General features: G+C 69.7%; 22 protein-coding genes. 10 read left to right on the forward strand and 12 right to left on the reverse strand.

Annotation, left to right across the window (positions count from 1 at the left end):
- Positions 1–23: 23 nt before the first annotated feature.
- Positions 24–2099, forward strand: coding sequence for an ATP-binding protein (locus OHT76_RS29630; RefSeq protein WP_328873907.1), 2076 nt, complete (start codon positions 24–26; stop codon positions 2097–2099).
- Here the strand turns inward: OHT76_RS29630 and OHT76_RS29635 are convergent.
- The 5 genes from OHT76_RS29635 to OHT76_RS29655 form a co-directional block, all read right to left on the reverse strand.
- A complete protein-coding gene (locus tag OHT76_RS29635; protein ID WP_328873908.1) occupies positions 2089–2916 on the reverse strand; it encodes a carbohydrate ABC transporter permease in 828 nt (275 codons plus the stop codon). The genes OHT76_RS29630 and OHT76_RS29635 overlap by 11 nt on opposite strands.
- A gap of 5 nt (positions 2917–2921) precedes the next feature.
- Positions 2922–3776, reverse strand: coding sequence for a carbohydrate ABC transporter permease (locus tag OHT76_RS29640; RefSeq protein WP_328873909.1), 855 nt, complete (start codon positions 3774–3776; stop codon positions 2922–2924).
- Between the two features lie 10 nt (positions 3777–3786).
- Positions 3787–5160: an extracellular solute-binding protein gene (locus OHT76_RS29645; RefSeq protein WP_328873910.1), complete on the reverse strand. Its 1374-nt coding sequence runs from the start codon at positions 5158–5160 to the stop codon at positions 3787–3789.
- A gap of 78 nt (positions 5161–5238) precedes the next feature.
- Positions 5239–7167 (reverse strand): ATP-binding protein, encoded by a 1929-nt coding sequence (locus tag OHT76_RS29650; RefSeq protein ID WP_328873911.1) that lies wholly within the window; start codon positions 7165–7167, stop codon positions 5239–5241.
- A 124-nt stretch (positions 7168–7291) separates the two neighbouring features.
- Entirely contained in the window at positions 7292–8146 is an 855-nt protein-coding gene (locus tag OHT76_RS29655) for a 5'-methylthioadenosine/S-adenosylhomocysteine nucleosidase family protein (protein ID WP_328873912.1), read from the reverse strand.
- 46 nt (positions 8147–8192) lie between these two features.
- Here OHT76_RS29655 and OHT76_RS29660 point away from each other — a divergent pair, with 46 nt between their 5' ends.
- On the forward strand, positions 8193–8726 hold the full coding sequence (locus OHT76_RS29660; RefSeq protein WP_328873913.1) for a hypothetical protein: 534 nt from the start codon (positions 8193–8195) through the stop codon (positions 8724–8726).
- On the opposite strand, the gene OHT76_RS29665 is transcribed toward OHT76_RS29660, so the two are convergent.
- Together OHT76_RS29665 and OHT76_RS29670 are read right to left on the reverse strand one after the other, a co-directional pair.
- Positions 8719–9411: a response regulator gene (locus tag OHT76_RS29665; RefSeq protein ID WP_328873914.1), complete on the reverse strand. Its 693-nt coding sequence runs from the start codon at positions 9409–9411 to the stop codon at positions 8719–8721. The two genes, OHT76_RS29660 and OHT76_RS29665, sit on opposite strands and share 8 nt — an antisense overlap.
- Positions 9408–11084, reverse strand: coding sequence for a sensor histidine kinase (locus tag OHT76_RS29670; protein ID WP_328873915.1), 1677 nt, complete (start codon positions 11082–11084; stop codon positions 9408–9410). Before OHT76_RS29670 ends, OHT76_RS29665 begins: the two co-directional genes overlap by 4 nt.
- 121 nt (positions 11085–11205) lie before the next feature.
- Between OHT76_RS29670 and OHT76_RS29675 the strand changes: the two genes are divergently transcribed.
- Positions 11206–12615: a cation:dicarboxylate symporter family transporter gene (locus OHT76_RS29675; RefSeq protein WP_328876652.1), complete on the forward strand. Its 1410-nt coding sequence runs from the start codon at positions 11206–11208 to the stop codon at positions 12613–12615.
- Positions 12616–12642: 27 nt separating this feature from the next.
- Here OHT76_RS29675 and OHT76_RS29680 read toward each other — a convergent pair whose 3' ends face one another.
- Positions 12643–13125, reverse strand: a complete 483-nt coding sequence (locus OHT76_RS29680) for a MarR family winged helix-turn-helix transcriptional regulator (RefSeq protein ID WP_328873916.1) — start codon at positions 13123–13125, stop codon at positions 12643–12645.
- 80 nt (positions 13126–13205) lie between these two features.
- Here OHT76_RS29680 and OHT76_RS29685 point away from each other — a divergent pair, with 80 nt between their 5' ends.
- The 3 genes from OHT76_RS29685 (at position 13206) to OHT76_RS29695 (ending at position 16280) form a co-directional block, all read left to right on the forward strand.
- Positions 13206–13823: a maleylpyruvate isomerase family mycothiol-dependent enzyme gene (locus OHT76_RS29685; protein ID WP_328873917.1), complete on the forward strand. Its 618-nt coding sequence runs from the start codon at positions 13206–13208 to the stop codon at positions 13821–13823.
- 233 nt (positions 13824–14056) lie between these two features.
- Positions 14057–15568 (forward strand): ATP-binding protein, encoded by a 1512-nt coding sequence (locus OHT76_RS29690; protein ID WP_328873918.1) that lies wholly within the window; start codon positions 14057–14059, stop codon positions 15566–15568.
- A 73-nt stretch (positions 15569–15641) separates the two neighbouring features.
- On the forward strand, positions 15642–16280 hold the full coding sequence (locus OHT76_RS29695) for a TetR/AcrR family transcriptional regulator (RefSeq protein ID WP_328873919.1): 639 nt from the start codon (positions 15642–15644) through the stop codon (positions 16278–16280).
- Here the strand turns inward: OHT76_RS29695 and OHT76_RS29700 are convergent.
- Together OHT76_RS29700 and OHT76_RS29705 are read right to left on the reverse strand one after the other, a co-directional pair.
- On the reverse strand, positions 16267–17166 hold the full coding sequence (locus OHT76_RS29700; RefSeq protein ID WP_328873920.1) for an aldo/keto reductase: 900 nt from the start codon (positions 17164–17166) through the stop codon (positions 16267–16269). The genes OHT76_RS29695 and OHT76_RS29700 overlap by 14 nt on opposite strands.
- A 1-nt stretch (position 17167) precedes the next feature.
- A complete protein-coding gene (locus OHT76_RS29705) occupies positions 17168–18073 on the reverse strand; it encodes an NAD-dependent epimerase/dehydratase family protein (protein ID WP_443049851.1) in 906 nt (301 codons plus the stop codon).
- Positions 18074–18118: 45 nt separating this feature from the next.
- On the opposite strand from OHT76_RS29705, the gene OHT76_RS29710 reads away from it, so the two are divergent.
- The 4 genes from OHT76_RS29710 (at position 18119) to OHT76_RS29725 (ending at position 21729) form a co-directional block, all read left to right on the forward strand.
- On the forward strand, positions 18119–18628 hold the full coding sequence (locus OHT76_RS29710; RefSeq protein ID WP_328873922.1) for an Lrp/AsnC family transcriptional regulator: 510 nt from the start codon (positions 18119–18121) through the stop codon (positions 18626–18628).
- Between the two features lie 29 nt (positions 18629–18657).
- On the forward strand, positions 18658–19029 hold the full coding sequence (locus tag OHT76_RS29715) for a MerR family transcriptional regulator (RefSeq protein ID WP_328873923.1): 372 nt from the start codon (positions 18658–18660) through the stop codon (positions 19027–19029).
- A gap of 5 nt (positions 19030–19034) precedes the next feature.
- A complete protein-coding gene (locus OHT76_RS29720; protein WP_328873924.1) occupies positions 19035–19349 on the forward strand; it encodes a thioredoxin family protein in 315 nt (104 codons plus the stop codon).
- Between the two features lie 169 nt (positions 19350–19518).
- Positions 19519–21729 carry a HelD family protein gene (locus tag OHT76_RS29725; RefSeq protein ID WP_328873925.1) on the forward strand — a complete coding sequence of 737 codons (2211 nt, stop codon included), beginning with the start codon at positions 19519–19521 and terminating at the stop codon, positions 21727–21729.
- On the opposite strand, the gene glgB is transcribed toward OHT76_RS29725, so the two are convergent.
- Together glgB and OHT76_RS29735 are read right to left on the reverse strand one after the other, a co-directional pair.
- Positions 21726–24260, reverse strand: a complete 2535-nt coding sequence (gene glgB / locus OHT76_RS29730) for a 1,4-alpha-glucan branching enzyme (protein WP_328873926.1) — start codon at positions 24258–24260, stop codon at positions 21726–21728. The genes OHT76_RS29725 and glgB overlap by 4 nt on opposite strands.
- Positions 24257–25672 carry a maltokinase N-terminal cap-like domain-containing protein gene (locus OHT76_RS29735; protein WP_328873927.1) on the reverse strand — a complete coding sequence of 472 codons (1416 nt, stop codon included), beginning with the start codon at positions 25670–25672 and terminating at the stop codon, positions 24257–24259. The genes glgB and OHT76_RS29735 overlap by 4 nt, the downstream gene beginning before the upstream one ends.
- Between the last annotated feature and the right edge of the window lies 1 nt (position 25673).

Raw genomic sequence — 25673 nt, forward strand, 5'->3', positions numbered from 1 at the left:
ACGTGGGGGCTGGGAGCGGGGCTATGAGCGACGAGTACGGCGAGGATCACCTCGACTTTCGGGGCGGGGCGTTCAAGGGGCCCGTCGTCGGTAAGGGGAACTTCTATCAGCAGGCGGCTGCGCCTACGGCCTTGAGCGCCTTGCCCGCGAGGGCTGCGGGGTTCACCGGGCGGGGTGACGAACTCGGCGAGCTGCTGCGGTCCCTCGATCCGGCGGGCGAGGGAGAGGCGGTACTCGTCGCGGCCGTGTCCGGGCTCGGGGGCATCGGCAAGACCGCGCTGGCGGTCGAGGCCGCTCACGAGGCTTGCGGGAAGGGCTGGTTCCCGGGCGGGGTGCTCTTCCTCGATCTCCATGGGTACGACGATGACCCCGTCACGGGGGAACAGGCGCTGGAGGCGCTGCTGCGGGCGCTCGGTGTGGAGCCGGAGCACATCCCGGTGCGGGCCGATGAGCGGGCGGCGCTGTATCGGTCGATGCTCGCGGAGCGGGGCGCGGTGCTGGTGCTGGCCGACAATGCGTCGTCGTCGGATCAGGTGCGGAGGCTGCTGCCGGGGGACCGGCGGCAGCGGCTGCTCGTGACCTCGCGGACGAAGTTGCCTCAACTCGGGGCGCGGCTACTGCCGTTGGGTGAGCTCTCGCCGCAGGAGGCGTACGACCTTCTCGACCGTGCCCTGCGCGTCGCCGACCCGGCGGACAGCCGCGCGGCACAGGAGGCGGAGGCGGTGCAGGAGGTGGCCGAGCGGTGTGGGCATCTGCCGCTCGCCTTGCAGATCGCGGCGGCGCTGCTGGTGCTGGACCCGGAGAAGCCGGTCGCTGAACTGGCCGAGGAATTGGGCGGGTTGCGGGATCGGCTTGCCTATCTCGATGACGGTGAGCGGAGTGTGCGAGCCGCTTTTGAGTTGTCGTATCGGCGGCTCACGGAGGAGCAGGCGCGGCTGTTGCGGCTCATGGCTGTGGCGCCGGGGGCTGATGTGAGTACGGAAATGGCGGCGGTTCTGGTGGGGACGGAGAGTCCGCCGGTTCGTGAGTTCAACGCCCTTGCGCATGCGCATCTCATTGAGCGGGGGAGCGCGCGGGGGCGGTGGGGGATGCATGACCTGGTGCGGGCGTTCGGCGTGGGGCTCGCGGGAGAGGAGGGGGAGGCGGCGCGGGAGCGGCTGCTGGAGTTCTACCGGCAGTGGGCCGAAGCGGCGGACGACTGGTTGCGGTGGCTCCCGGGAATGCCGGAGCCGGAGCGGTTCGTGGACCGTGCCCAGGCGCTGGCGTGGCTGGACGGGGAGCGGGCCGGGCTGGTGGCGGCGGTCCAGTGGGCGAGTGAGGACCGGCACACACGGGCTGCGGTGTGGCTGGCGCGATGCCTGGCGGAGTACATGCTCTGGCGGCGGTACTTCGGTGACTGGATGACTGTGGCGCGTGCCGCGCAGGAGGCTGCTCACCGTTCCGGGGACCGCGACGCCGAGGCCGGCGCGTGGGGCGATCTCGGCAACGCCCTGGTCGGCTTGGGCAGGACAGGCGAGGCCGTCGACGCCCACATCCGAGCCCGCGATCTGGGCCGGCTCGAGGGGTCCCAACTCGGTGAGGCCGTGGCGTGGAACAACCTGGGTCTCGCCCTGGATGAGGCGGGCCGTACGGAGGAGGCGATCGACGCCCACATCCGAGCCCGCGACCTGTGCCAGCTGGCCGAGGACCGCCACGGCGAGGCGATGGCGTGGAACAACCTCGGTCTCGCCCTGGGGGAGGCGGGCCGTACGGAGGAGGCGATCGACGCCCACATCCGTGCCCGCGGCCTGTACCAGGACCTTGGGGACATCCATCGCGAGGGCACGGCGTGGAACAACCTCGGCCTCGCCCTACGGAAGGAGGGCCAGGTGGAGGAGGCGATCGAGGCGCACGAGAAGGCCCTGGGCATCTACGAGACGATCGAGGCCTGGTACCTGGCAGGCACGGCGTTCCAGAATCTGGCAGTCGCCCACCGGACCTCCGACCGTCCCGCGGAGGCCCACGCCTGCTTCGTTCAGGCCGCCGACGCCTACACCCAGGCGAACGCCCTCACCGAGGCCGCCCACGCCCGCGCCCAAGCCGACGCATTCACCCCTTGACCGCCCCACCCAAGGCGAACCCTCCACCCAACCGCCTCGCCACCACCACATAAAGCAAAATCACCGGCGTGGAATAGATGACCGAGAACGCGGCCAACTGCCCATAAACCACCGTCCCCCGATTTCCGAAGAACTCATTGATGCTCACCGCCGCAGGCATCTGATCCGGCGTGAGCAGCAGCATGAACGGGACGAAGAAGTTCCCCCACATCATCACGAACGAGAACACCGTCACCACCGCCACCCCGGGCCCCATCAGCGGCAGCACGATCCGCAGCAGCGACTGGAACGACGACGCCCCGTCCGTCCAGGCCGCCTCCTCCAGTTCCTTCGGCACACCGTCCATGAAGTTCTTCATCAGCCAGATGGCGAACGGCAATTGAGACGCGGCGAAGAAGAAGATCGTGCCCTGCATCGTGTCGATCAGATTCACCTGGACGAAGAGCGCATACACCGGGACCATCACCGCAGTGATCGGCAGGCACGTCGCGAAGAGGACCGACAGCATGAACGGGCGGTTCAGTCGGGACCGGAAGCGGGAGAGCGGGTACGCCGCCAGCGCCGCGCACACCACCGTCAGAAGCGTGCCGCCCCCGCACAGCAGCAGACTGTTCAGCAGCGGTGTGAAGGTGATGTCCTCCGTCAGCACCGCGTCGAAGTTGTCCCACGTCACGCCGTCCGGGACCTTCACCGTGAGGTCCGCGTCCCGGTCCAGGGAGGACAGGATCACCCAGGCCAGCGGGAGTGCGAAGGCAGCCGCCACAGCCAACAGACCCGCGTCGGCGGCCAGGCGGCGAGTCGTTCTGCGGGATCGCAAGGGCCTTACACCTCCGTCCGTAGCAGCCGCAGATACACCGCCGAGAACAGTGAACCCACCACCAACAACAGCAGCGCCACCGCCGTGCCGTAGCCGATCATGCTCTTCTGGAATGCCTCCTCGTACATGAAGAGGGGGAGGGTCTGGCTCTTCCCACCCGGGCCGCCTCTCGTCATCACCCAGATCAGGCCGAAGACGGACAGGGTCTGGAGGGTGATCAGCATCAGGTTCGTGCCGATGGAGCGGCGGATCATCGGGAGCGTGATGTGCCACATACGGCGCCAGCCGCCCGCGCCGTCCACTTCCGCCGCCTCCGTGATTTCCTTCGGGATTTCATTCAGGGCCGCCGAATACACCAGCATCGAGAAGGCCGTACCCCGCCACACATTCGCGAACGACACCGCCAGGATCGGGAGCGTGAACAACCAGTTCTGGGACGGGAGATGGAGCCAGTCCAGAATGGCGTTCAGGGTTCCTTCGCGGCGGAAGAAGGCGTAGAGCAGGAAACCCGCCACCACCTCCGGGAGCACCCACGCCGCGATGACGATCCCGCCCGTCAGCGTGCGGACCGGCTTCGACGCTCGTTGCATCAGGGCCGCGAGCGCCAGGCCCAGAGTGTTCTGGCCGATCAGGGCCGATACGACCGTGAAGACGAGCGTCAGCCATACGGCGTTCAGGAACGCCTCGTCCCCGAACGCCGTACGGAAGTTCTCGAAGCCGATGAACGACTCCTCGGCCTGGCCGGTGAGTTGGAGGTCGGTGAAGGCGATATAGGCGCAGTAGGCGATCGGTCCTGCGAGGAAGAGCAGCAGGAGGACGACGGCCGGGGTGACGGGGAGGACGCGGATGATCGTCCTCATGCGCGGGGGCTCACTTCTCGATCACCTGGTCGTCGGTCGCGGTCTTCAGCTCCTCGTCGTAGTTCTTCGCCGCCTCCTCCACCGACGCGTCGCCCGTCGTCACGCCCTCCATCGCCTCCTGGATGGCCGTGGAGACCTTCGGGTACGCCGGGTACGCGGGCCGGTAGTGCGTGCTCGCGACCAGGTCCGTGAAGAACTTGATGCCGGGCTGGGCCTCGGCGTACGCGGGGTCGTTCGCGACGTCCTCGCGGACCGCGATGCCGGAGTTGGCGACGTACCACTTCTGGGCGTTCGCCTTGGTCTGCATCGTCTTGATGAAGTCGAAGGCCAGGTCGGGGTTGGCCGCCTTGTCGGGGATCGCCCACGTCCAGCCGCCGGACATGCTCACCTTGCCGGGGGCCTGGCCGTGCTGGGTCGGCATGGCGGCGAGGCCGAGCTTCTGCGACCACTGAGGCCATTCGTGGCCGCTGCCCTCCAGCCAGTCCTGCGGGAGCCAGGAGCCGTCGAGGTCGATACCGAGCTTGCCCTGGGGGAGGAGTTCGCCCCGGACCCGGGTGCCGAAGTTGGGGTCGAGGGCGTCGGAGACGTCGGGGCCGAGCTTCTCCTTGTAGACCGTCTCCACGAAGGTGAGGGCGTCCCTGAAGCCCTGGCTTCCGGCGATCCACTTCTTCGACGAGGAGTCGTAGAGCGGGTCCGTCTTGCCGTCGTTGGTGCCGTACAGGAGCATTTCGAAGCCCTGCATGGTGGCCGCCTCGCCCGCGGGCTTGCCCGTGTAGACGTTCAGGGGCGTGACGTCCGGCACCTTCTCCTTGATCGTGCGGGCCGCGTCCAGGACGTCGTCCCAGGTCTTCGGCTGCCAAGTGGCGGGGAGGCCGGCCTTCTTGAAGATGGCCTTGTCGTACCAGAGACCGCGGGTGTCGGTGCCGTCCGGGACGCCGTACGTCTTGCCGTTCTCGCCCTTCGCCGCCTCCTTCGCCGTGTCGATGAACTGATTCCAGTCCGGCCAGTTGGCGAGGTAGTCGTCGAGGGGCTTCAAGTAGCCGCTGGTGATGTCGGAGTTGATGAGGAAGGTGTCCTCGTAGACCAGGTCCGGGGCGGTCTTGGGGGAGCGGAGCATCTGCTGGAGCTTGGTGTAGTACTCCGAGTCCGGGGCCTTGATCGGGATGAACTCGACCTTCTTGCCGGGGTACTTCTTCTCGAACTCCTCCTTGATGTCCGCGAGGAAGTTGTCCATCACCTTGATGTTGTTGTCCGTGGACTGCTTGAAGGAGACCTTCACGGTGTCCGGGTCGTCTCCGGAGCCTGATCCGCAGGCGGTGAGGGCCGTTGCGGCGGCGAGGGTGAGGACGATGGTTATTCGGGCGGCGGTGGGGCGCACGGGCATGACGGCATGACCTCCTGCGGGCTCACGACGTTGTGGCGCGGGGGTTGCTGCCCGGTGAACGTAGGTGGAGTGGTCTAGTCAGGTCAATGTGTCTGCGGCGGATTGGGCGTTGGCGGCTTCGGTGGGGGCGTTGGCTCGGGTGAAGGCTTCGGCGGCTTGGAGGTAGCGAGCGCGGGCTTCGGGGAGGCGGTCGCTGGAGTAGTGGACCGACGCCAGGCCTACGAAAGCGTGGCCTGCCCAGAACCAGTCCTCGAACTCCTGATAGATCTCGAGCGCCTTGGCGTATGCCTCGATCGCCTCCGCCGCCCGGTCGGAGGCCCGTAGGGAGGCACCCAGGTTGTGCCACGCCTTTCCCTCGCCATGACGGTCCCCGGTGGCCTGGCACATGTCACGGTCGCGGATGTGGGCGTCGATTGCCTCCTCCACCCGGCCGGCCTCCCGCAGGGCGATGCCGAGGTTGTTCCACGCCGCTCCCTCGCGGTGGTGGAGCCCAGCAGCCTGGTACAGGTCGCGGGCGCGGGTGTGGGCGTCGATCGCCTCCTCCACCTGGCCCGCCTTCCGCAGCGCGATGCCGAGGTTGTTCCATGCCATGGCCGTGTCATAGCGGTCCCCAGCGGTCTGGTGCAGGTCGCGGGCGCGGATGTAGGCGTCGAGCGCCTCCTCGACTCGGCCGGCATCGTCCAGGGCGCTGCCGAGGCAGGTCCACGCGGCGGCCTCGGCTTGGGGGTCCTGCGCGCGGTGGGCGGCGTCCCGCGCGGTGCGCGCGACGGTCACAGCGTCGTCGAAGTACCGACGCCAGCGCAGGTACTCATCCAGGTGCAGGGCCAACCACACCGCCCTCTGCCTGTACCGCTCGTCGCTCGCCCATTGCACCGCCGCCACCAGGCCTGCCCGCTCCCTGTCCAGCCACGCCAGCGCCTGTGCCCGGTCGGCGAACCGCTCCGGCTCCGCCATTCCCGGCAGCCACCGCAACCGGTCATCCGCCGCATCGGCCCACCGCCAGTAGAACCAGAGCAGTCGCTCCTGGGCAGCCGCTCCTTCCTCCCGCGAAACCGCATCCCCGGCCACCACGCCCACCCCGAACGCCCGCACCAGGTCGTGCAACCGCCACCGGACTTCCCCACCTGCCGACACCGGCGTCACCAGACTGGCGGCGGCGAGATCCTCCAGCAGCACCATGGCGGCATCCACGCCCAGGTCGGTCAGCGCGGCCACGGCCTCCGTGCTCGTGTCGGCCCCGGGAGCGAGGGCCAGCAGTCGCAGCAACCGAGCCTGGTCCGACGGCAGTCGGTGGTACGAGGTCTGCAGGACCGGACGAAGGGTGAGGGAACGTCCGTACTGGTCCGTGCCTCTGCTGCCTTTGTCGAGCACGACAGTCGGATCGCCGGCCTCCTTGATCTCGTTCACCAGCGAGGCGATCTCACGGGGCCGACGCCTGCTCAGCATCGCGGCGGCGATCCGCAGGGCGAGCGGCAAGTGCCCGCAAAGAAAGGCGAGTTCGCGTATCGCGTCGGCTTCCCGTGCCGGGCGATCGTCACGCTCGTCGGTATCACGGAGGGCGCGGGTCACGAGAGCGACGGAGTCCTCCGGTGTCAGCGTCTCAAGGTCGATCAGACGTACCGGAAGCGCGTCCGGCCGATCCCGCGAAGTGATCAGCACCCGATGCCGGTCCGACCCCGGCAACAGATCCAGGAACTGCCCCGGATCCGAGGCGTTGTCAAGGATCAGCAGCGTCCGTTCCTGCCGCCCGGCGAGGATGCCACGGTAGGCGTCGTACTGCCGCGCCACCGTCGACGGCAGGTCAGGCCCCCGCACCCCCAACGCATCCAGCAACGCCAACACAGCCTGATCCGCCGTGACCGGATTCTCGTCGTACCCCCGAAGATCCACGAACAGCGTCCCGCCGGGGAACCATCCCTCCCCGCAAGCCCGATGCGCCGCCTCCACAGCCAGCGCCGTCTTCCCGATCCCGCCCATGCCGGTCACGGCGAAGATGAGCACCGCCATGCCATCGGCCCCCGGCGCAAGCTGCGTCAGCAACCGCTCCAGTTCGGAAGCCCGCCCCGTGAACCCCAACGGCCGCGGCGGCAAAGTCGCCGTAGCCCGAGGCACCGGCCCATGGACCGTCCCCCTACCGCTCCCGGTCGACCCGCTTGCCGATAACGGGCCCGTTGAAGACCCCGCCCCGGAAGTCGATGTGATCGCCGCCGTATTGGGGCCCCTCCTTGGAGCCGGAGGGCGACTCGGAGGAACGGGTGCCCCGCGGCCGATGCTTCCGCAGCAGCGCCATCGCCACCAGCGCCGCCTGCTCGGCCGCCCGCTGCTGGGAGCCGCCCGCATCCGCCTTCGACTTGTCGGCGTTCGCCCGATCGCTGATCCCACGGATCACCAACGCGTCCAACTGCCCACTCAGATGCGCCGCGTGGGCCGCTCCGGAGCCCTCCATCTCGATGGCGTTCGCGTCGTTGAAGTGCTGCCTGATGTATGCGGCGAAGGCCGACCCGTCGTCGGTCAGGACGACGTCCCCACAGGCGATGGGCTTGAGGTGCCCCCGCACCCCGTTCAGGCCCCGGAGTGCGGAACCCGCCGCCTGTATCAGCCGGTGCGAGCCGGGCCAGACCTGGGGCCGACCCTGGAAGCCCTGGTCGGTCACCTTGCCGCCCTGGACGGCGTACACCTTGGTTCCGACGACCACGTCACCGAGCTGCACGTCCTTCTTCAGACTGCCGGCGACGCCGACGAACAGCAGTGCCTCCGGACGGAGCCAGGAGACGATCTGCATCGTGAGCGCGGAGGCGTTCAGCGCGCCCTCGCCCAGCCAGGCGACAGCCACTGTCCAGTCCGTGTCAGCGAGGCGACCGCATTCGACGCGCGTCCCGTCCTCATGGACCAACTCCTCAACATCCTCGCCGAGATGGGCGCGCACGGCGTCGTACTCGACAGCCAGCGCGGTAAGGACGACAACAGTCGGTGAAGTCTGCGGCACGCATTTAAGGTACTGCCAAGCACCATCACCGGGGGAAGGAACGTCCGTGGCGGAATCAGACGTCACCATCGGCCAACTGCTCCTCGCCGAGTACCAGACCGTCAAGGACGAGCAGAAGACCCGGATCGGCTTCCGCGACAACCTGCTCTACGTCACCCTCACCGTGGTCGCCGCAGTCATCGCCGCCGCCGCGCAGGCCGAGCAGTCCGCCATGCTGCTGGCCATCCCGCCCGTCTGTGTGGTCCTCGGCTGGACCTACCTCGTCAACGACGAGAAGATCTCCGCGATCGGGAAGTACATACGCGAGGACCTCGGGCCGCGCCTTGCTCAACTCGCCGAGGCCGAGCGGGCGTTCGGCTGGGAGACCGCCCATCGCACCGACGCCCGCCGCCGCATCCGCAAAGCCGTCCAGTGCGCCATCGACCTGCTGGCCTTCGCTGTCGTGCCGCTCGCCGGGCTAGTCGTGTATTGGGGTGCCGGACAGACCTCCACCGGACTGCTCGTCGTCTCCGTCTTCGAAGCCATCGGCCTCATCGGGCTCGCGGCCCAAGTCATCGTCTACGCAAGGCCATTCAGCTAGGGGACCCGCTCACCCACCGATACTGCAACTCCGGCCGCCCCACCGTCCCGTACTGCGGACTGCGCGCCGCCCGCCCCGCAACCACCAGATGTTCCAGATACCGCCGCGCCGTGATCCGCGAGATCCCCACCGCCTCCGCCACGCCCGTCGCGGTCAGTCCCTCCGCGCAGTCCCGCAGCGCCACCGTCACCCGCTCCAGCGTCGGCGCGCTCAACCCCTTCGGCAGCGCCGCCGGACCCGGCGCCCGTAGCGTCGCCAGCGCCCGGTCGACCTCGTCCTGACCGCTCGCCTCGCCCGCCGCCGCGTGGAACTCGGCGTACCGCACGAGCCGGTCCCGCAGGGTCGCGAAGGTGAACGGCTTCAGGACGTACTGGACCACACCCAGCGACACACCCTCCCGCACCACTGCCAGATCCCGCGCCGACGTCACCGCGATCACATCCGCGTGATGGCCCAATGCGCGAAGAGAGCGGGCGAGTTGCAGGCCGTGGACGTCCGGGAGGTGGAGGTCCAGCAGGAGCAGGTCCACCGGCGTACGGTCCAGCGCGCGGCGCGCCTCCGCACCCGTGTGCGCCTTGCCGACCGCCGTGAAACCGGGGACCCGGTTGACGTACATGACATGCGCGTCCGCGGCGACGGGATCGTCCTCCACGACCAGGACACGGATCGGCTGTTCGGTGGTCATACGTCGCCTCCAGAGACTGAGCCCCCAGAAACTACGCCCTCAGAAACCACGCCCTCAGAAATCACGCCCTCACGCGGCACGGAACCCCTCAGCGGCAACCGCACCTCGAACTCCGCCCCACCCCCGGCCGCCCCGGTCACCGTCAGCGTCCCCTCATGCCGACTCACCGCCTGCCGCGCCAGCGCCAGCCCCAGCCCCCGCCCCCCTGGCCCCGCCGGCTTCGTCGAGAAGCCCCGCTCGAACACCACCTCGGCATGCGCGGGATCCACGCCCGCCCCCGTGTCCGACACCCTCAGCACCAGATCCGACGCCTGCGTGTACGCCGTCACCGTCACCCGCGCCCGCACACTGCCCTGCGCCGCGTCCACCGCGTTGTCGATCAGGTTGCCGAGGATGGTCACCAGGTCCCGGGCGGGCAGGGAGGACGGCAGCAGCCCGTCGTCCAGCCGGCTGTCCTCCGACACCACCAGCTCCACACCCCGCTCGTTCGCCTGCGCCGTCTTCCCCAGCAGCAGGGCGGCCAGCACCGGCTCGCTCACCGCAGCCACCACCTGATCGGTCAGCGCCTGCGCCAGCTCGAGCTCGGCCGTGGCGAACTCCACCGCCTCCTCGGCCCGCCCCAGCTCGATCAGCGACACGACCGTATGCAATCGATTGGCCGCCTCGTGCGCCTGCGAGCGCAGCGCCTGTGTGAAGCCCCGCTCGGAATCCAACTCGCCCATCAGGGACTGGAGTTCGGTGACGTCACGCAGGGTGACGACCGTGCCCCGGCGCTCCCCGCCCGACACCGGGGAGGTGTTGACCACCAGCACCCGGTCCGCCGTCAGCTGCACCTCGTCCACCCTCGGCTCCGACGCCAGCAGCGCACCCGTCAGTGACGGCGGCAGCCGGAGGTCGGCGACCGAGGTGCCGACCGCCTCCTCCGACACGCCCAGCAGCTCCCGGCCGCCGTCGTTGATCAGCGCCACCCGGAACTGGCCGTCGAGCATCAGCAGGCCCTCGCGCACGGCGTGCAGCGCGGCCTGGTGGTAGTCGTGCATACGGCTGAGCTCGGCCGCGTTCATGCCATGGGTGTGCCGGCGCAGGCGGGCGTTGATGACGTACGTCCCCACCGCCCCGAGCGCGAGCGCCCCGCCCGCCACGCCGATCAGCGCCGTGAGCTGGTCCTGGACCCGCTTGCTGATCTCCTCGACCTTGATGCCCGCGCTGACCAGGCCGACGATCCTCCCGCCGTCCCAGATGGGTGTGACCGCGCGGACGGAGGGACCGAGGGTGCCGGTGTACGTCTCGGTGAAGGAGCCGCCCTTCAGCGCGTCCTCGATATGGCCGATGAAGCGCTGGCCGATCTCGTCGGGGTTGGGGTGGGTCCAGCGGATGCCCTTCGTGTCCATGATCGTGACGAAGTCGACCCCGGTGTCCTGCTGGACATGGAGGGCGTACGGCTGGAGGGAGGAGGACGGGTCGTCGGTGCGGATCGCCTCGCGTACCGAGGGGGAGTCGGCGACCGAGCGGGCCACGGCCAGCGCCTGTCGGCCGGCCGCGTCCTCGGCCTGGCTGCGGTCGCTGACGTAGCTGAACAGCGCGTACCCGGCGACGAGCACCGCTATCAGCACGGCCTGCATGGCGAAGAGCTGGCCGGCCAGGCTGCGGGGTCGGGGGACGGGGAAGCGCATGTCGTCAGTGTGCCTCCCCGGTTAAGCGTGAACTAAATGAACGGAAGGGTGACCGCCCTCACAGGGCGGGAGATAGTCACGGCATTCCTCAAATCCCCCGGACGTGAGCCGCACGCCGGTGATGCCGACGAAGACGTCAAGGAGGGCAGCCGTGGCCGCCAGTACCCCCGATACGGCCCCCGCAGTCAAGCGGGACCGCACGCACTATCTCTATATCGCGGTGATCGTCGCGGTCGCCCTGGGCATCACCGTCGGTCTGGTCGCACCCGACTTCGCGGTGGAGCTGAAGCCGATCGGCACCGGGTTCGTGAACCTGATCAAGATGATGATCTCGCCGATCATCTTCTGCACGATCGTTCTCGGCATCGGCTCGGTCCGCAAGGCCGCGAAGGTCGGCGCCGTCGGCGGTATCGCGCTGGTCTACTTCACGATCATGTCGCTGGTCGCGCTGGGCATCGGCCTGGTCGTCGGCAACATCCTGGAGCCGGGCACCGGCCTCGCGGTGACCGACGCGGTCAAGGACGCGGGCCACGCCCAGGTCGACGCCGAGGCGAAGGACACCACCGAGTTCCTGCTCGGCATCATCCCGACCACGATCGTCTCCGCCTTCACCGGCGGCGAGGTCCTCCAGACCCTGCTGGTCGCGCTGCTCGCCGGGTTCGCGCTGCAGGCGATGGGCCCGGCCGGACAGCCGATCCTGCGCGGGGTCGAGCACATCCAGCGGCTGGTCTTCCGCATCCTCGCGATGGTCATGTGGGCCGCGCCGATCGGTGCCTTCGGTGCCATCGCGGCGGTCACCGGTTCGGCGGGCGTCGACGCCCTGAAGAGCCTGGCCGTGCTGATGCTCGGCTTCTACACCACCTGCTTCCTCTTCGTCTTCATCGTGCTCGCCGCCCTGCTGCGGGTCGTCGCGGGGATGAACATCTTCACGCTCTTCAAGTACCTGGGCCGTGAATTCCTGCTGATCCTGTCGACGTCCTCGTCCGAGTCCGCGCTGCCGCGGCTCATCGCGAAGATGGAGCACCTCGGGGTCAGCAAGCCGGTGGTCGGCATCACGGTGCCGACGGGGTACTCCTTCAACCTCGACGGCACGATGATCTACATGACCATGGCGTCTCTGTTCATCGCCGATGCCATGGGTACGCCGATGTCTATCGGTGAGCAGATCCCGCTGCTGCTGTTCCTGCTGGTCGCCTCGAAGGGCGCGGCGGGTGTCACCGGTGCGGGCCTTGCCACCCTCGCGGGCGGCCTCCAGTCGCACAAGCCCGCCCTGGTGGACGGCATCGGCCTCATCGTCGGCATCGACCGCTTCATGAGCGAGGCCCGCGCCCTGACGAACTTCGCGGGCAACGCGGTGGCGACGGTCCTGATCGGCACATGGACGAAGGAGATCGACCGCGGCCGGGTCGACCAGGTGCTGGCCGGCCAGATCCCCTTCGACGAGAAGACCCTGCTCGACGACGGCCCCGCGGACGAGACGCCCGTCGAGGTCCCCGAACAGGGCGGCGAAAAGGAACTGGCGAAGGCATAGCACCACTTCCCCCAGAACCCCGAGCGGTCAGGCACTCCCCCCGTTGGCCTGACCGCTCGGCTTCTTTGCTTCTTCCGGGGCCCACGGGTCGGTGATCTCCCGGAGGAGCGTGAGCGCCTCGCGCAGCTGCTTCATCCGCCGCTTGCCGAGGTGCTCCTCCCATTCCCGCTCCACTTCGGCTACGACGGCGTCGGCGACCTCCTTGGCCGCCCAGGCCTTCTCCGCGCCGAGCACCAGCCGGGCCCGCTTGTCAGTGGGGTCCGGCACGCGCGTGACATACCCGGCCTTCTCCAGCTGATCGACGAGAAACCCCGCCGTCTGCTTGGTGATCTGCGCCTGTTCCGCGAGCTCGGTGAGCCGCGTGCCATCGGGTCCGATGCGCTGCATGACACGGGCCTGGGCCGGCGTGAAGTCGTCGAAACCGGCCTCGGCGAGGGCGGCGAAGACGCGGTTCTCCAGGGCGCGGTAAGGGAGGAACAGCAGTACGCCGGTGTTGAGCTCACTGTCCACGACGCCTCCTGGGTTCCACCTTGACACTAGTCAGGCTCTCTGACTAATTTAGTCAGAGAAGCTTACCACTTGAGTGGGCGGTGATTCCCGTGGGTGTGGTGCTGGGGACCGACGAGCGCTGGCGGATCGTCGACGAGGAACGGGCGAGCCTGGCGGACCTCCTGGAGAGTCTGACCCCGGAGCAGTGGGAAACCCCGACGGCCTGCGGCGACTGGCGGGTACGCGATGTGGCGGCCCATCTGACCCTGGCGCCCCGCTTCTCGTACGGCGACCTGGTGCGCGACTGGATCCGGGCGAGGGGCGACATGAACCGCCTGATCCACGACACGGCGGTACGCGAAGCGCGGTTGCCCACGGCCGGGATCGTGAAGAACCTCCGAGCCATCATCGGCAACCGCCGCCTGGCCCCCACGACCACACCCCGAGAACCCCTCCTCGACATCCTGGTCCACGGCCAGGACATCGCCCTGGCCCTGGGCCACCGACGCGAGATGCCGGTGGCGGCGGCCCGGGACGCGGCGGACAGGGTCTGGACGATGCGCTTCCCGCCACGTCCGTGGCCGCTTCCGCAGGCGAGGCTGGTGGCGACGGACATCGAGTGGACGAGGGGGAACGGCGAGGAGGTCCGGGCGCCGATGGCGGACTTGCTGATGCTGCTGACGGGCCGCCAAGACCGCCCGGCTCGCGGGGGAATGTGAGGCGTTCCGGCCCATCCGGCGTTAGGAGGTCCAGACTGTCCGGCGTTTGAGGACGAGGCCCGTTCAGGGCCGACAGCGGGGGTCTGGGGGCGCAGCCCCCAGTGGGGGTCCCCCCTCTGGGGGAGGGACGGGTAGGGGCGGCGGGGGCGAAGGAAATCCTTTGACCGCCGCCGGAGTCGAGCCCCACCCTGAACACCTCCGCACAATTCGGCCCATCCGCCGGAGGCACCCGCATGAGCGAGTCGGAACAGCCCATCGACCTCGACCGAGTCAGCGAACTGTTCTACGACTTCCTCACCGCCGTGGCCCACCCCGGCCGCCAAGACCCCCACGACCCGTCCCGCAACCTCAGCAAGCGCCTCCGCGAACACCTCGGCGCCACCCCCACGGACCGCCCCGTGGTCAAGGCCGCCTACGCCCCGTACGACCTCCCCAACGTCCACCTCGCCCTGGAACGCTGGTTCGCCCAAGACGGCCGCACCCACGACCTCATCGGCCTCAGGGGCTCACAGCACCACGGCGACCTCACCCTCGGCGACATCCTCGAAGCAGCCGACCGCTACGACCGCTTCACCATCGGCGCGGTCGCCTACGCCAGCCTCCCCGTCTCCGCCGACGAGGAACTCGCCTGCGTCTCCTGTGGCTTCTACCTCGGCACCGACAAGGAAGACCGCTTCGCCGTCCTCCTGCGCGGCCCCCAGGACGAGTACGGCCGCAACAAGGTCGAACTCGAAGTCCTCGCCGCCGACACCGCCTTCGCCGACCGCTTCCTCGCCGACATCGACCGCCTGGTACACGAACACAACATCTTCCGCGGCCAGGTCCTCTCCTTCGAGGGCTCGGAGTTCCACCACGGCCTGGGCCCCTTCCGTTTCCACCGCCGCCCCGCCCTCACCCGCGACGACATCGTGCTCCCCACCGGCCTCCTGGACCGCGTCGAGCGCCAGGTCGTGGGCGTGGCCCGCCGCCGCGACCAACTCCGCGCCGCCGGCCAGCACCTGCGCCGCGGACTCCTCCTCTACGGCCCGCCCGGCACCGGCAAGACCCACACGATCCGCTATCTCCTCTCCCACCTCCCGCAGTTCACGGTCGTGGTCCTCGCCGGCACCAGCATCTCGGCGATCGGCCCGGCCTGCTCGCTGGCGCGGATGCTCCAGCCCGCACTGGTCGTCCTGGAGGACTGCGACCTGATCGCCGAGGCCCGCGACTACGCAGGCGGCGACCAGCCCCTGCTCTTCCAGGTCCTCAACGAGATGGACGGCCTGGGCGACGACGCCGACGTCGCCTTCCTGCTCACCACCAATCGCGCCGACCTCCTCGAACCGGCCCTGGTCCAGCGCCCCGGCCGTGTGGACCTGGCGGTCGAGATCCCCCTCCCGGACGCGGAGGGCCGCGCCCGCCTCCTCGGCCTGTACGGTGCCGCACTCGGCCTCGGCGAGGACATCACCGAGGAGGTGGTGACCCGTACCGAAGGCACGACCGCCTCCTTCACCAAGGAGCTGGTCCGCCGAGCCGTACTGATCGCGGCGGAGAGCGAATCCGACCGCACCCGCCCGTCCGACATCCGCGCCGCCCTGGACGAACTCCTCTCGGACCGGGATGCACTGACCCGCAAGCTCCTCGGGGTGCAGGGTGAGGAGGAGGACGAGGAGCGGGACTCGGAGTTCCGCACGGTGTCGGCCCTCCCCGGCCCCCTCCACCCGGACTACCGCGGCCCGGGCCCGACGCCCGGCCTGGCGCCGTAGCACCCTCCCGCCGACAGCGGTGATAGCGTCTAACGAACCCTTGACGCTATATCCCCACCGGCAGGAGGCACCCATGCCCCCCCAGACCCCCCGCGAGCGCTACCGCGCCCAGGTCCGGGACGAGATCAAGACCCGCGCCTGGGAGCAGATCGCCGGTGCCGGGGCCTCCGCCCTGTCGCTCAATGCCATCGCCAAGCAGATGGGCATGAGCGGCCCCGCCCTGTACCGGTACTTCGCCAACCGCGACGAGCTGATCACCGAGCTCATCAGGGACGCGTACCGCAGCCTCGCCGACCGTTTCCAGACCGCCGCCAAGGCCGGGGCGAGCCTCGGTGACCTCGCCCGGACCATGCGCCGCTGGGCCCTCGACGACCCCCAGCGGTACTTCCTCGTGTTCGGCACCCCCGTCCCCGGCTATCAGGCGCCGCCCGACACCACCCTGATCGCCTCCGAGGTCATGGCCGTACTCCTCGACGCCTGCGAAGCCGCGGGAGCCGCAGAGACAGCGGACCCCTTCCGGGCCCATATCGCCGAGCACCGCCTCTGGGCGGGCGACCACTCGGCCCCGCCCGCGGCCCTCCACCACGCCCTCGTCTTCTGGACCCGTCTGCACGGCGTCCTGTCCCTCGAACTCGCCGGCCACTTCACCGGCATGGGCTTCGACCCGGCCGAGCTGTACGCCGCCGAGACCCGAGCCCTCACCGGCTCCTGACGGCGTCGTCCAGCCGGGCCCGCTCCTCCCCGCTCAGCACCAGATCCGCCGCCCCGGCCGAGTCCCGGATCGTCTCCGGACGGCTCGCCCCGGGGATCGGGATCACGGTCGGCGACAAGCCCAACAGCCAGGCCAGACATATCCGTTGAGCACTCATGCCCCGCTCCCGCGCCACCGCGTGAAACGCCTCCAGCGGACCTGCCCCGCCGCCCTTGATCCTCGACGGCCCGTCCAGTGAGCTGCGCGAGATCCCGCCGAGCGGGCTCCACGGCAGAAACCCCAGCCCCAGGTCCGCGCAGAGCCTCAGCTCGGCCTCACTGTCCCGGACGGCCGGCGAGTACCGGTTCTGCACCGAGACCAGCCGGTCGCCGAGAATCTCGTGGGCCACCCAGATCTGGCGGACATCCGTATTGGAGACCCCGACCAGCCGGATCTTCCCCTCGTCGGCCAGCTCGCGCAACGCGCCCACCGACTCCTCGAAGGGGATCGAAGGGTCGGGCTTGTGAAGCTGGTACAGGCCGATCGCCTCCACTCCCAGCCGCTTCAGCGAGGCCTCCGCCGCCGCCTTCAGCCATCGAGGGTCGCCGTTCACCGTCCAACCCCCGTCGGAGGGGCGCCCCCTGCCACCCTTCGTTGCCACCAGCACATCCCCCGTGCCACCGCCGTAGGTGGCGAGCGCCCGGGCGACCAGGAGTTCGTTGTGGCCGGGCGGCTCGCCGGGCAAGTGGTAGGAGTCCGCCGTGTCCAGCAGGGTCACGCCCGCGTCGAGCGCCGCGTGCACGGTGGCCAGGGCCCGCGCTTCGTCCGGTCGGCCCTCGATGGACAGCGGCATCGCGCCGAGCCCGACCGCGCTCACCCGCACTTGGCCAAGATTGCGGTACCGCATATCAGTCCCCCAAGGTCTCGGCGACCGCCTTCGGCAGCCACTGCCGTACGTCGCCGAAGGTGAAGCCGAGCCGGGTGGCCCGGGAGTTGTCCATGCCGTAGGAGCGGGTGAAGGAGAGCGGCGAGACCTCGCCGACCTCGACGGCCCTCAGCGCCACGCTGCCGCCGGGGATCTGCGCGGCCACCGCCTCGCAGAGTTCGTCGGTGCTCAGCAGGCCGTCGGAGGCCGCGTTCACCGGCCCGGTGAAGTCCTCGCCCACGGCCCAGGCCAGGAAGTCGGCGATCTCCTCGACGTGGATGTAGGTGGCGGGCCGGTTCGCCGCCGGGACGGCGATCGGTGTGCCCGAGCGGATCCGCTCGGCGTAATGAGCGAGCCGTCCCGTGAAGTCGTCGTCCCCGCCCAGCACATGGGCGACGCGCACGGCGACGTACGGGAAGTCGGAGCCCGCCGCGAACACGGCCTCCGCCTGCCGCTTGCCCTCGCCGTAGTGCGACGACAGGAACTCCTGGTCGTGCCAGGGGAGTTCGGGATCGACCGCGACCGTGCGCGGGTCCACGGCGGACTCCGCGACCGGGGTGGGGGAGTCCTCGTACTCGTACACCTCGACCGTCGACGTCATCACATAGCGCCGCGTCCGGCCCTCGAACACCCGCCGCGCCAGCGCCGCTTGGCGTGGGGTGTAGCAGACCTGGTCGACAACGACGTCGAACACCCGCGCACCGAGCGCCTTCCGCAGGGAGTTCTCGTCGTCGCGGTCGGCGACGAGGTGGAGGGCGCCGGCGGGCGGTGCGGCGGAGCCGCGATTGAGGACCGTGACCCGGTCACCGGCCGCCAGCAGCCGCCGGATCAGCCGCTTGCCGAAATAGCGGTTGCCCCCGATGACCAGTACGTCTCGTGCCTTTTCCATGACCATAATTCTCTTCGCGCACCACCACGTTCTGAAGGGGGAACCATGGGAGTTCAGGCGGCCTCGCCAAAAGAACCACGGCGTCCGCGCGCCGTCGCCGAGGAAACTTCGGTGGCCTTCGATGCGCTCGACCGGCAGATCCTCGATCTCCTCCAGACGGACGGCCGGATCAAGCTCAGCGAGCTGGGGCGCCGGGTGCGGCTGAGCCCGGCGGCGGTCACCGAGCGGGTGCGCAGACTGGAGTCGGCGGGCGTGATCAGCGGCTACGGCGCCCGGGTCGTCCCGGCCCGGCTCGGCTACGGCATCCAGGCCTTCATCCGGGTCAATCCGCACGGCGGCTACAACCTGAAGCACCCGAGGACCCTGGAGCTCATGGAGCGCCCCGAGATCACCGAGGTGCACCATGTGGTCGGCGAGGACTGCTGGATCCTCAAGGTCGCCGTCCAGGACACGGTCCATCTGGAGGAGGTCCTCGAAGAGGTCTCCGCGCTCGGCCGTACGACGACGTCGATCGTGCTCACCTCCCCTGTGGAGCACAAACCGCTGTTGCCTTGACGTCGGGGTCAAGGCTTACGTTCGTATCCATGCGAATCGGCGAGCTGGCCGAGCGGGCCGGGACGACGACCCGGACGCTTCGGTACTACGAGTCGCGCGGACTGCTGCCCGCGCGGCGGGACGCGAACGGCTATCGGGAGTACGACGAGCGGGACCTGAGGCTGCTGCGGCAGATCAGGACGCTCCAGGACTTCGGGTTCGACCTGGAGGAGACCCGGCCGTTCGTGGAGTGTCTGCGCGCCGGGCACCCCGAGGGCGACCTGTGCCCGGCCTCGCTCGCGGTCTACCGGCGCAAGCTGGACGAACTCGACGCGCTGATCGGCGAGTTGCAGGCCGTGCGGGCGAAGATCGGGGTGCGGCTCGCACTCGCCGAGGATCCGATGTGCGAACTGGGAGGGTAGCCGTGGTGAGTGAAGTGACCGACGCCGACTTCGAGGCGGAAGTCATCGGGTCGGAGCTGCCGGTGCTGGTGGAGTTCACCGCGGACTGGTGCCCGCCGTGCCGGCAGATGGCGCCGGTGCTGCGTGCGCTGGCGGCGGAGGAGGGGGAGCGGCTGAAGGTGGTCCAGCTGGATGTGGACACCAACCCGGAGACGACGAACGCGTACAAGGTGCTGTCGATGCCGACCTTCATGGTCTTCCAGGGCGGTGAGCCGGTGAAGGCGATGGTCGGGGCGCGGGCCAAGCGGCGGCTTCTGGAGGAGCTCTCCGACGTGCTGTGAACCTGAGCGGACGTAAAGAAAATCCCCCGAGTAATTGCGCTCGGGGGATTTCTCTGCGTATATTTAATGGTTCGCGACTTCAAGAGAATTGAATCGCGAAGAAGCTGAGTAAGCGCAGTATATCCGGGCGGGAGTGGAATTGTCAAACAGCGAATTTCCGGACGATGAAATGCGCGGCGAGCAGGAATTCATCGACGGCCTGTACACGCGCGTGGACGCGCTGCGCGGTGACACCGAGACCTCCGTCCAGGACGCGCTCGCCCAGGGCAACACGCCCATGCAGGCACGCCTGGAGCGGGACATCCTCGTCGCCGAACGCTCGGGGCTGCTCGCCGCGCTGAACGCGGTCGACGGCTCGCTCTGCTTCGGCCGGATCGACCTCGCCTCCGGCGTCAGCCACCACATCGGCCGGATCGGACTGCGCACCGAGGACGCGGCCCGCACCCCGATCCTCATCGACTGGCGGGCCGAGGTCGCCCGCCCCTTCTATCTGGCCACCGGACACACCCCGATGGGCCTGCGCCGGCGTCGGCACATCAGCACCAGCGGACGTACGGTGACCGCGCTGCACGACGAGATCCTCGACCTCGGGGACCAGCAGCGCACCGGACACGAGGACCCGAGCGGCGACGCCGTGCTGCTCGCCGCCCTCAACTCCGCGCGCACCGGCCGCATGGGCGACATCGTGCAGACCATCCAGGCCGAACAGGACGAGATCATCCGCGCCCCGCACCGCGGAGTCCTGGTGGTCGAGGGCGGCCCCGGCACCGGCAAGACGGCGGTGGCCCTGCACCGCGCCGCGTACTTGCTGTACGAACACCGGGAACTGCTCGCCAAGCGGGCCGTGTTGATCGTCGGCCCCAACCCCGCCTTCCTCGGCTACATCGGCGAGGTGCTGCCCTCCCTCGGCGAGACGGGCGTCCTGCTGGCGACGGTCGGCGAGCTGTTCCCCGGCGTACGGGCGAAGGCCACGGACACCCCGGAGGCGGCCGCGGTGAAGGGCCGCGCGGACATGGCGGAGGTGCTCGCCGCCGTCGTACGCGACCGGCAGGCGCTGCCCGATCCCGTGATCGCGATCGAACACGACCGCGAGATCCTGATGCTCGACGACGGCCTGGTGAGCGTCGCCCGCGAACGCACCCGCTCGGCGCGGCTGCCGCACAACGCGGCGCGGGAGTACTTCGAGGGCCACATCCTCAACACCCTCACCGACATGGTCGCCGAACGCATCGGCACCGACCCCTACGACGGTTCGAACATGCTCGACCCGAGCGACATCACCCAGATCCGTGACGAGCTCGCCGAGAACCCCGAAGTCCGCTCTGCCATCGAGCAGTTGTGGCCGGTGCTGACCCCGCAGCGGCTGGTCGCCGACTTCCTCGCCGAGCCGGAGGGGTACGTCTCCGAGGCCGACGCGGCCGCCATCCGCCGCCCGGTGACCCGGACCTGGACCGTGGCGGACGTACCGCTGCTCGACGAGGCGGCCGAACTGCTCGGTGACGACGACCGGGCGGCCCGGCTGCGGGCGGAGCGCGAGCGGGAGAACCAGATCGCCTACGCGCAGGGCGTGCTGGATGTCTCGTACGCCTCGCGCACCTATGAGTTCGACGACAAAGAGGACGAGGACTCGGAGATTCTCTCCGCGCACGACATCATCGACGCCGAGCGGTTCGCCGAGCGGCAGGAGGAGGACGACCACCGCAGCGCCGCCGAGCGCGCGGCGGCCGACCGCACCTGGGCGTTCGGGCACATCATCGTCGACGAGGCGCAGGAGCTGTCGCCGATGGCGTGGCGCCTGCTGATGCGCCGCAGCCCGACCCGCTCGATGACCCTGGTGGGCGACCCGGCCCAGACGGCGGAGGCGGCGGGCGTCGGCTCATGGGAGGGGATCCTCGCGCCGTACGTGGAGGACCGCTGGGAGCACACCCGCCTGGGCGTCAACTACCGCACCCCGGCCGAGATCATGGACCTCGCGGCGGCGGTCGTCCGCGCCGAGAACCCCACCTTCGAACCGCCGAGCTCGGTGCGCTCGACGGGCGTGCGCCCATGGATCCGCGCGACGGACGACCTCCCGGGAGCGGTGGCCAAGGCAGCCGCGGAACTGACCCCGACAGAGGGCCGCCTGGCGATCATCGCCCCCCGCGACCTCCACCGCCGCCTCGCCGCCCACCTGGACGGAGTGACGGCGGGAGCGGACCCGGACCTCACCCGGACGGTGGTCCTCCTGGACCCACGGCAGGCCAAGGGCCTGGAGTTCGACTCGGTACTGGTCGTGGAACCCGGCCGCTACGGCACCAGCGACCTCTACGTCGCCCTGACCCGGGCGACGCAGAGGCTGGGGGTGCTGCACACGGGCCCGCTGCCGAAGGGGCTGGGCTAGGCGGGGCGCAGCCAGACCGTGGCCAGGGGCGGCAGGGTGAGGCGGACGCTGGCCGGCCGCCCGTGCCGTCCCTGGGGTTCCGGCTTGAGCGGGTCGGGGTTGGTGACGTCGCTGCCGCCGTACTTGGCGCCGTCCGTGTTCAGCGTCTCGTGCCAGGCCGGGATGTCCTCGGGCACGCCCAGGCGGTAGTCGTGCCGTACCACCGGGGAGAAGTTGGACACCGACAGCAGGGGGACACCGTCCGTGTCGTAGCGGAGGAAGGCGAAGACGTTGTCCTCCGCCGCGTCACCGACCACCCACTGGAAGCCTTCCGGGTCGGTGTCCCGCTGCCACAGGGCCGGTGTGTGTCGGTACACGACGTTCAGGTCCCGGACCAGGTCCCGGACACCCCGATGGTCGGCCTCCGCCCCGTACGCCGGATCCAGCAGCCACCAGTCCGGGCCGTGCGCCTCCGACCACTCCGCCCCCTGGGCGAACTCCTGCCCCATAAAGAGGAGTTGCTTGCCTGGATGGGCCCACATGAAGCCCAGGTACGCCCGGTGGTTCGCGCGCTGCTGCCACCAGTCGCCCGGCATCTTCGACACCAGCGATCCCTTGCCGTGCACGACCTCGTCGTGGGAGATCGGCAGGACGTAGTTCTCGCTGTAGGCGTACACCATCGAGAAGGTCATCTCGTGGTGGTGGTACTTGCGATGGATCGGCTCATGGGACACATAGCCCAGCGAGTCGTGCATCCAGCCCATGTTCCACTTCAGGCCGAAACCCAGGCCTCCGAAGCCGCCGGGGCCCATGTGGTGGGTGGCGCGCGTGACGCCGTCCCAGGCGGTGGACTCCTCCGCGATCGTCACCACACCCGGCACCCGCCGGTACACCGTGGCGTTCATCTCCTGGAGAAACGCCACCGCGTCCAGGTTCTCCCGGCCGCCGTGCACATTCGGGATCCACTGCCCCGGCTCACGCGAGTAGTCCAGGTACAGCATCGAGGCGACCGCGTCGACCCGCAGCCCGTCGATATGGAACTCCTCGCACCAGTACACGGCGTTCGCGACAAGGAAGTTCCGCACCTCGCGCCGCCCGAAGTCGAACTCCAGCGTGCCCCAGTCGGGATGCGCCGAGCGCAGCGGGTCCTCGTGCTCGTAGAGCGGACGCCCGTCGAACTCCGCCAACGCCCAGTCGTCGCGCGGGAAGTGCGCCGGCACCCAGTCCATCAGCACGCCGATGCCCGCCTGGTGCAGGGCGTCCACCAGGAACTTGAAGTCGTCTGGCGTGCCGAGTCGGGCCGTGGGTGCGTAGAAACCCGTGACCTGATAGCCCCAGGAACCACCGAAGGGATGCTCGGCGACCGGCATCAGCTCCACATGCGTGAAGCCCAGGTCCTTGACGTAGGCAGGGAGTTGCTCGGCCAGCTGGCGGTACGTCAGTCCCGGGCGCCAGGACGGCAGATGGACCTCGTAGACGGAGAAGGCCCCCTCGTGTGCCGGTACCCGCCCGCGCCGCTCCAGCCACTCCTCGTCGTGCCACTCGTGGTGCGAGGCATGCACGATCGACGAGGTGTTGGGCGGTTCCTCGGTACGGCGGGCCAGCGGGTCGGCGCGCAGGGTGCGGGAACCGTCGGGCCGGGTGATCTCGAACTTGTACAGCTCGCCCTCGCCTATGGCCGGGACGAACAGCTCCCACACCCCGGTCCCCCCCAGTGACCGCATCGGATATCCGGTGCCGTCCCAGAAGTTGAAGGTCCCTGCCAGACGCACCCCGCGCGCGTTCGGCGCCCACACCGTGAACCGGGTGCCGGCCACGCCCTGGTGGGTCATCGGCTCGGCACCGAGCGCCGTCCACAACTGCTCATGCCGGCCCTCGCCGAGCAGATGCAGATCCAGATCGCCCAGCGCGGGCAGGAAGCGGTACGGGTCCTCGGTCTCCAGCTCCGCACCCTCGTACGCCACGAGAATCCGGTACTCCGGCACGTCCCGCAGCGGCAGCAGCCCCGAGAAGAAGCCCTCACCGTCGTCGTGCAGCTCGGCCCGCAGCTCTCCGGCGAGCACGGTCACGGAAAGGGCGTACGGCCGGAAGGTCCGGAAGGCCACACCGCCGGGCACGGGATGCGCGCCGAGCACGGAGTGCGGGTCGTGGTGGGTGCCGGCGAGGAGACGGGCGCGGTCGTCCGCGTCCACGGCGGGGGAGACGGCGATCTCCACGGGCGCCGGGGGCGGTGACTTCACGGTCTTCTTGGCGGTGGTCTTCTTGGCAGTGGTGGCCTTCTTGGCCGAAGCCGGGGCCTTCTTTGCGGCGGCCTTCTTCGCAGCGACTTTCTTGCCGGTCGCCTTCTTGGCCACGGCCTTCGTCGCCACCGCCTTCTTCGCCACCGCCTTCTTCGCCACCGCCTTCTTGGCGGAAGTCTTCTTCGTGGCGGCCTTCTTCACCGCTTCCTTGGTCACCTTTTTCGGCGCCTTCTTCGCGACGCTCTTCTCCTCGGCCGTCTGCTCGGCCGACTGTTGCGGATCCGGACCGGAGGACGGGGGGCGGGGGGTCACGGGTGGAGCCTCCTCGGCGGGGGTGACGGGGAAAGAGAGGGGGAGGTGTCGCCGTCCACGGCCAGCCGGCGCACGGCGGACAGCGGGACCGGCAGCCAGTCGGGGCGGTGGCGGGCCTCGTAGACGACCTCGTAGATCGCTTTGTCGGTCTCGCACGCCCGCAACAGCACGGGGTCGGTACGGGGATCGACGCCGGAGACCTCGGCGTATCCGGAGCAGTACGCGGCCCGGCAGGTCTCGGCCCAGCCCGGTATCGGCGGTTCGGCCGAGTGTGCCGCGTAGTCGAAGGAGCGCAGCATCCCGGCGATGTCCCGCAACAACGGCTGCGGCATCCGCCGTTCGGCCAGCGGCTTCGCCGGTTCGCCCTCGAAGTCGATCAGCCACCACTGACCGGCGGGCGAGCGCAGGCACTGGCCCAGATGGAGATCGCCGTGGACGCGTTGGGCGGTCCAGGTGCGGCCCTCGGCCGCCAGCGTGCCCAGCGCCTCGAAGGCGGACCGCAGCCCGGGCGCGTACGGCCTGAGCGCGGGCACCGACTGCGTGGCGGCATCGAGCCGCTCCACCATGCCGCCGACCATCAGCTCCAGCTGGGCATGGCCGAGGGTGACCGTCGGCAGTGCGCGGGCCAGCGCGGTGTGCACCTCGGCGGTGGCCCGCCCGAGCGCCCTTGCCTCCATGGCGAAGTCCTCGCCCTTGGCCAGCTCGCTCAGTGCCAGCTCCCAGCCGTCCGAGGCGCCCTGCACAAAGGGCTGGAGCACCCCGAGGACATACGGCTCCCCGGCCTGCTCGGCGCGGATCCACGCCGTCGGCGCCGGTACCCGCGGGCAGCCCTCGCGGGCCAGCGCCAGCGGCAGCTCCAGGTCGGGATTGACGCCGGGCACGACCCGGCGCAACAGCTTCAGGATGAACGTATCGCCGTAGACAATCGACGAGTTGGACTGCTCGGCGGTCATCACCCGGGGTACCAGGCCCGAGCGGATCTCCTGGTCGGGCTCCCGTTCGAAGCGCAGCCCGCCGATGCGGGCCCGGGTGCGCAGCGCCTCCAGGAGCAGTTCGGCGGGCCGGAGGTCGTACAGGGCCTCGTACACCGTGCGTCCGGTGAGCGGGCCCTGGTCCACGTGTCCGATCAGCGCGGGCGCGAGCCGGGGCGGCAGCGCCTCGCGCACGCCTATGAGGAGCTGGTAGCAGTCGCCGGGCAGGGGGGACTGATGAGCACGGACGAGCAGGTGGTAGAGGCCCAACTTGCCCTCGACGGGAAGGAGTTCAGTGGCGGCGACCAGTGAGAATCCGGTGACCGGACGGCCTTTCCCGGCGAACCATCGCTGCCGCGGCAGCCACTCCCGCAACAGGGGATCCAGGGACGCCAGGAAACCCGGGGTTGAAGTGAGGGTACGGGTGACGGCTTCCGACATG

It is taken from the genome of Streptomyces sp. NBC_00287 (genome assembly GCF_036173105.1).
Taxonomy (GTDB): Bacteria; Actinomycetota; Actinomycetes; order Streptomycetales; family Streptomycetaceae; genus Streptomyces.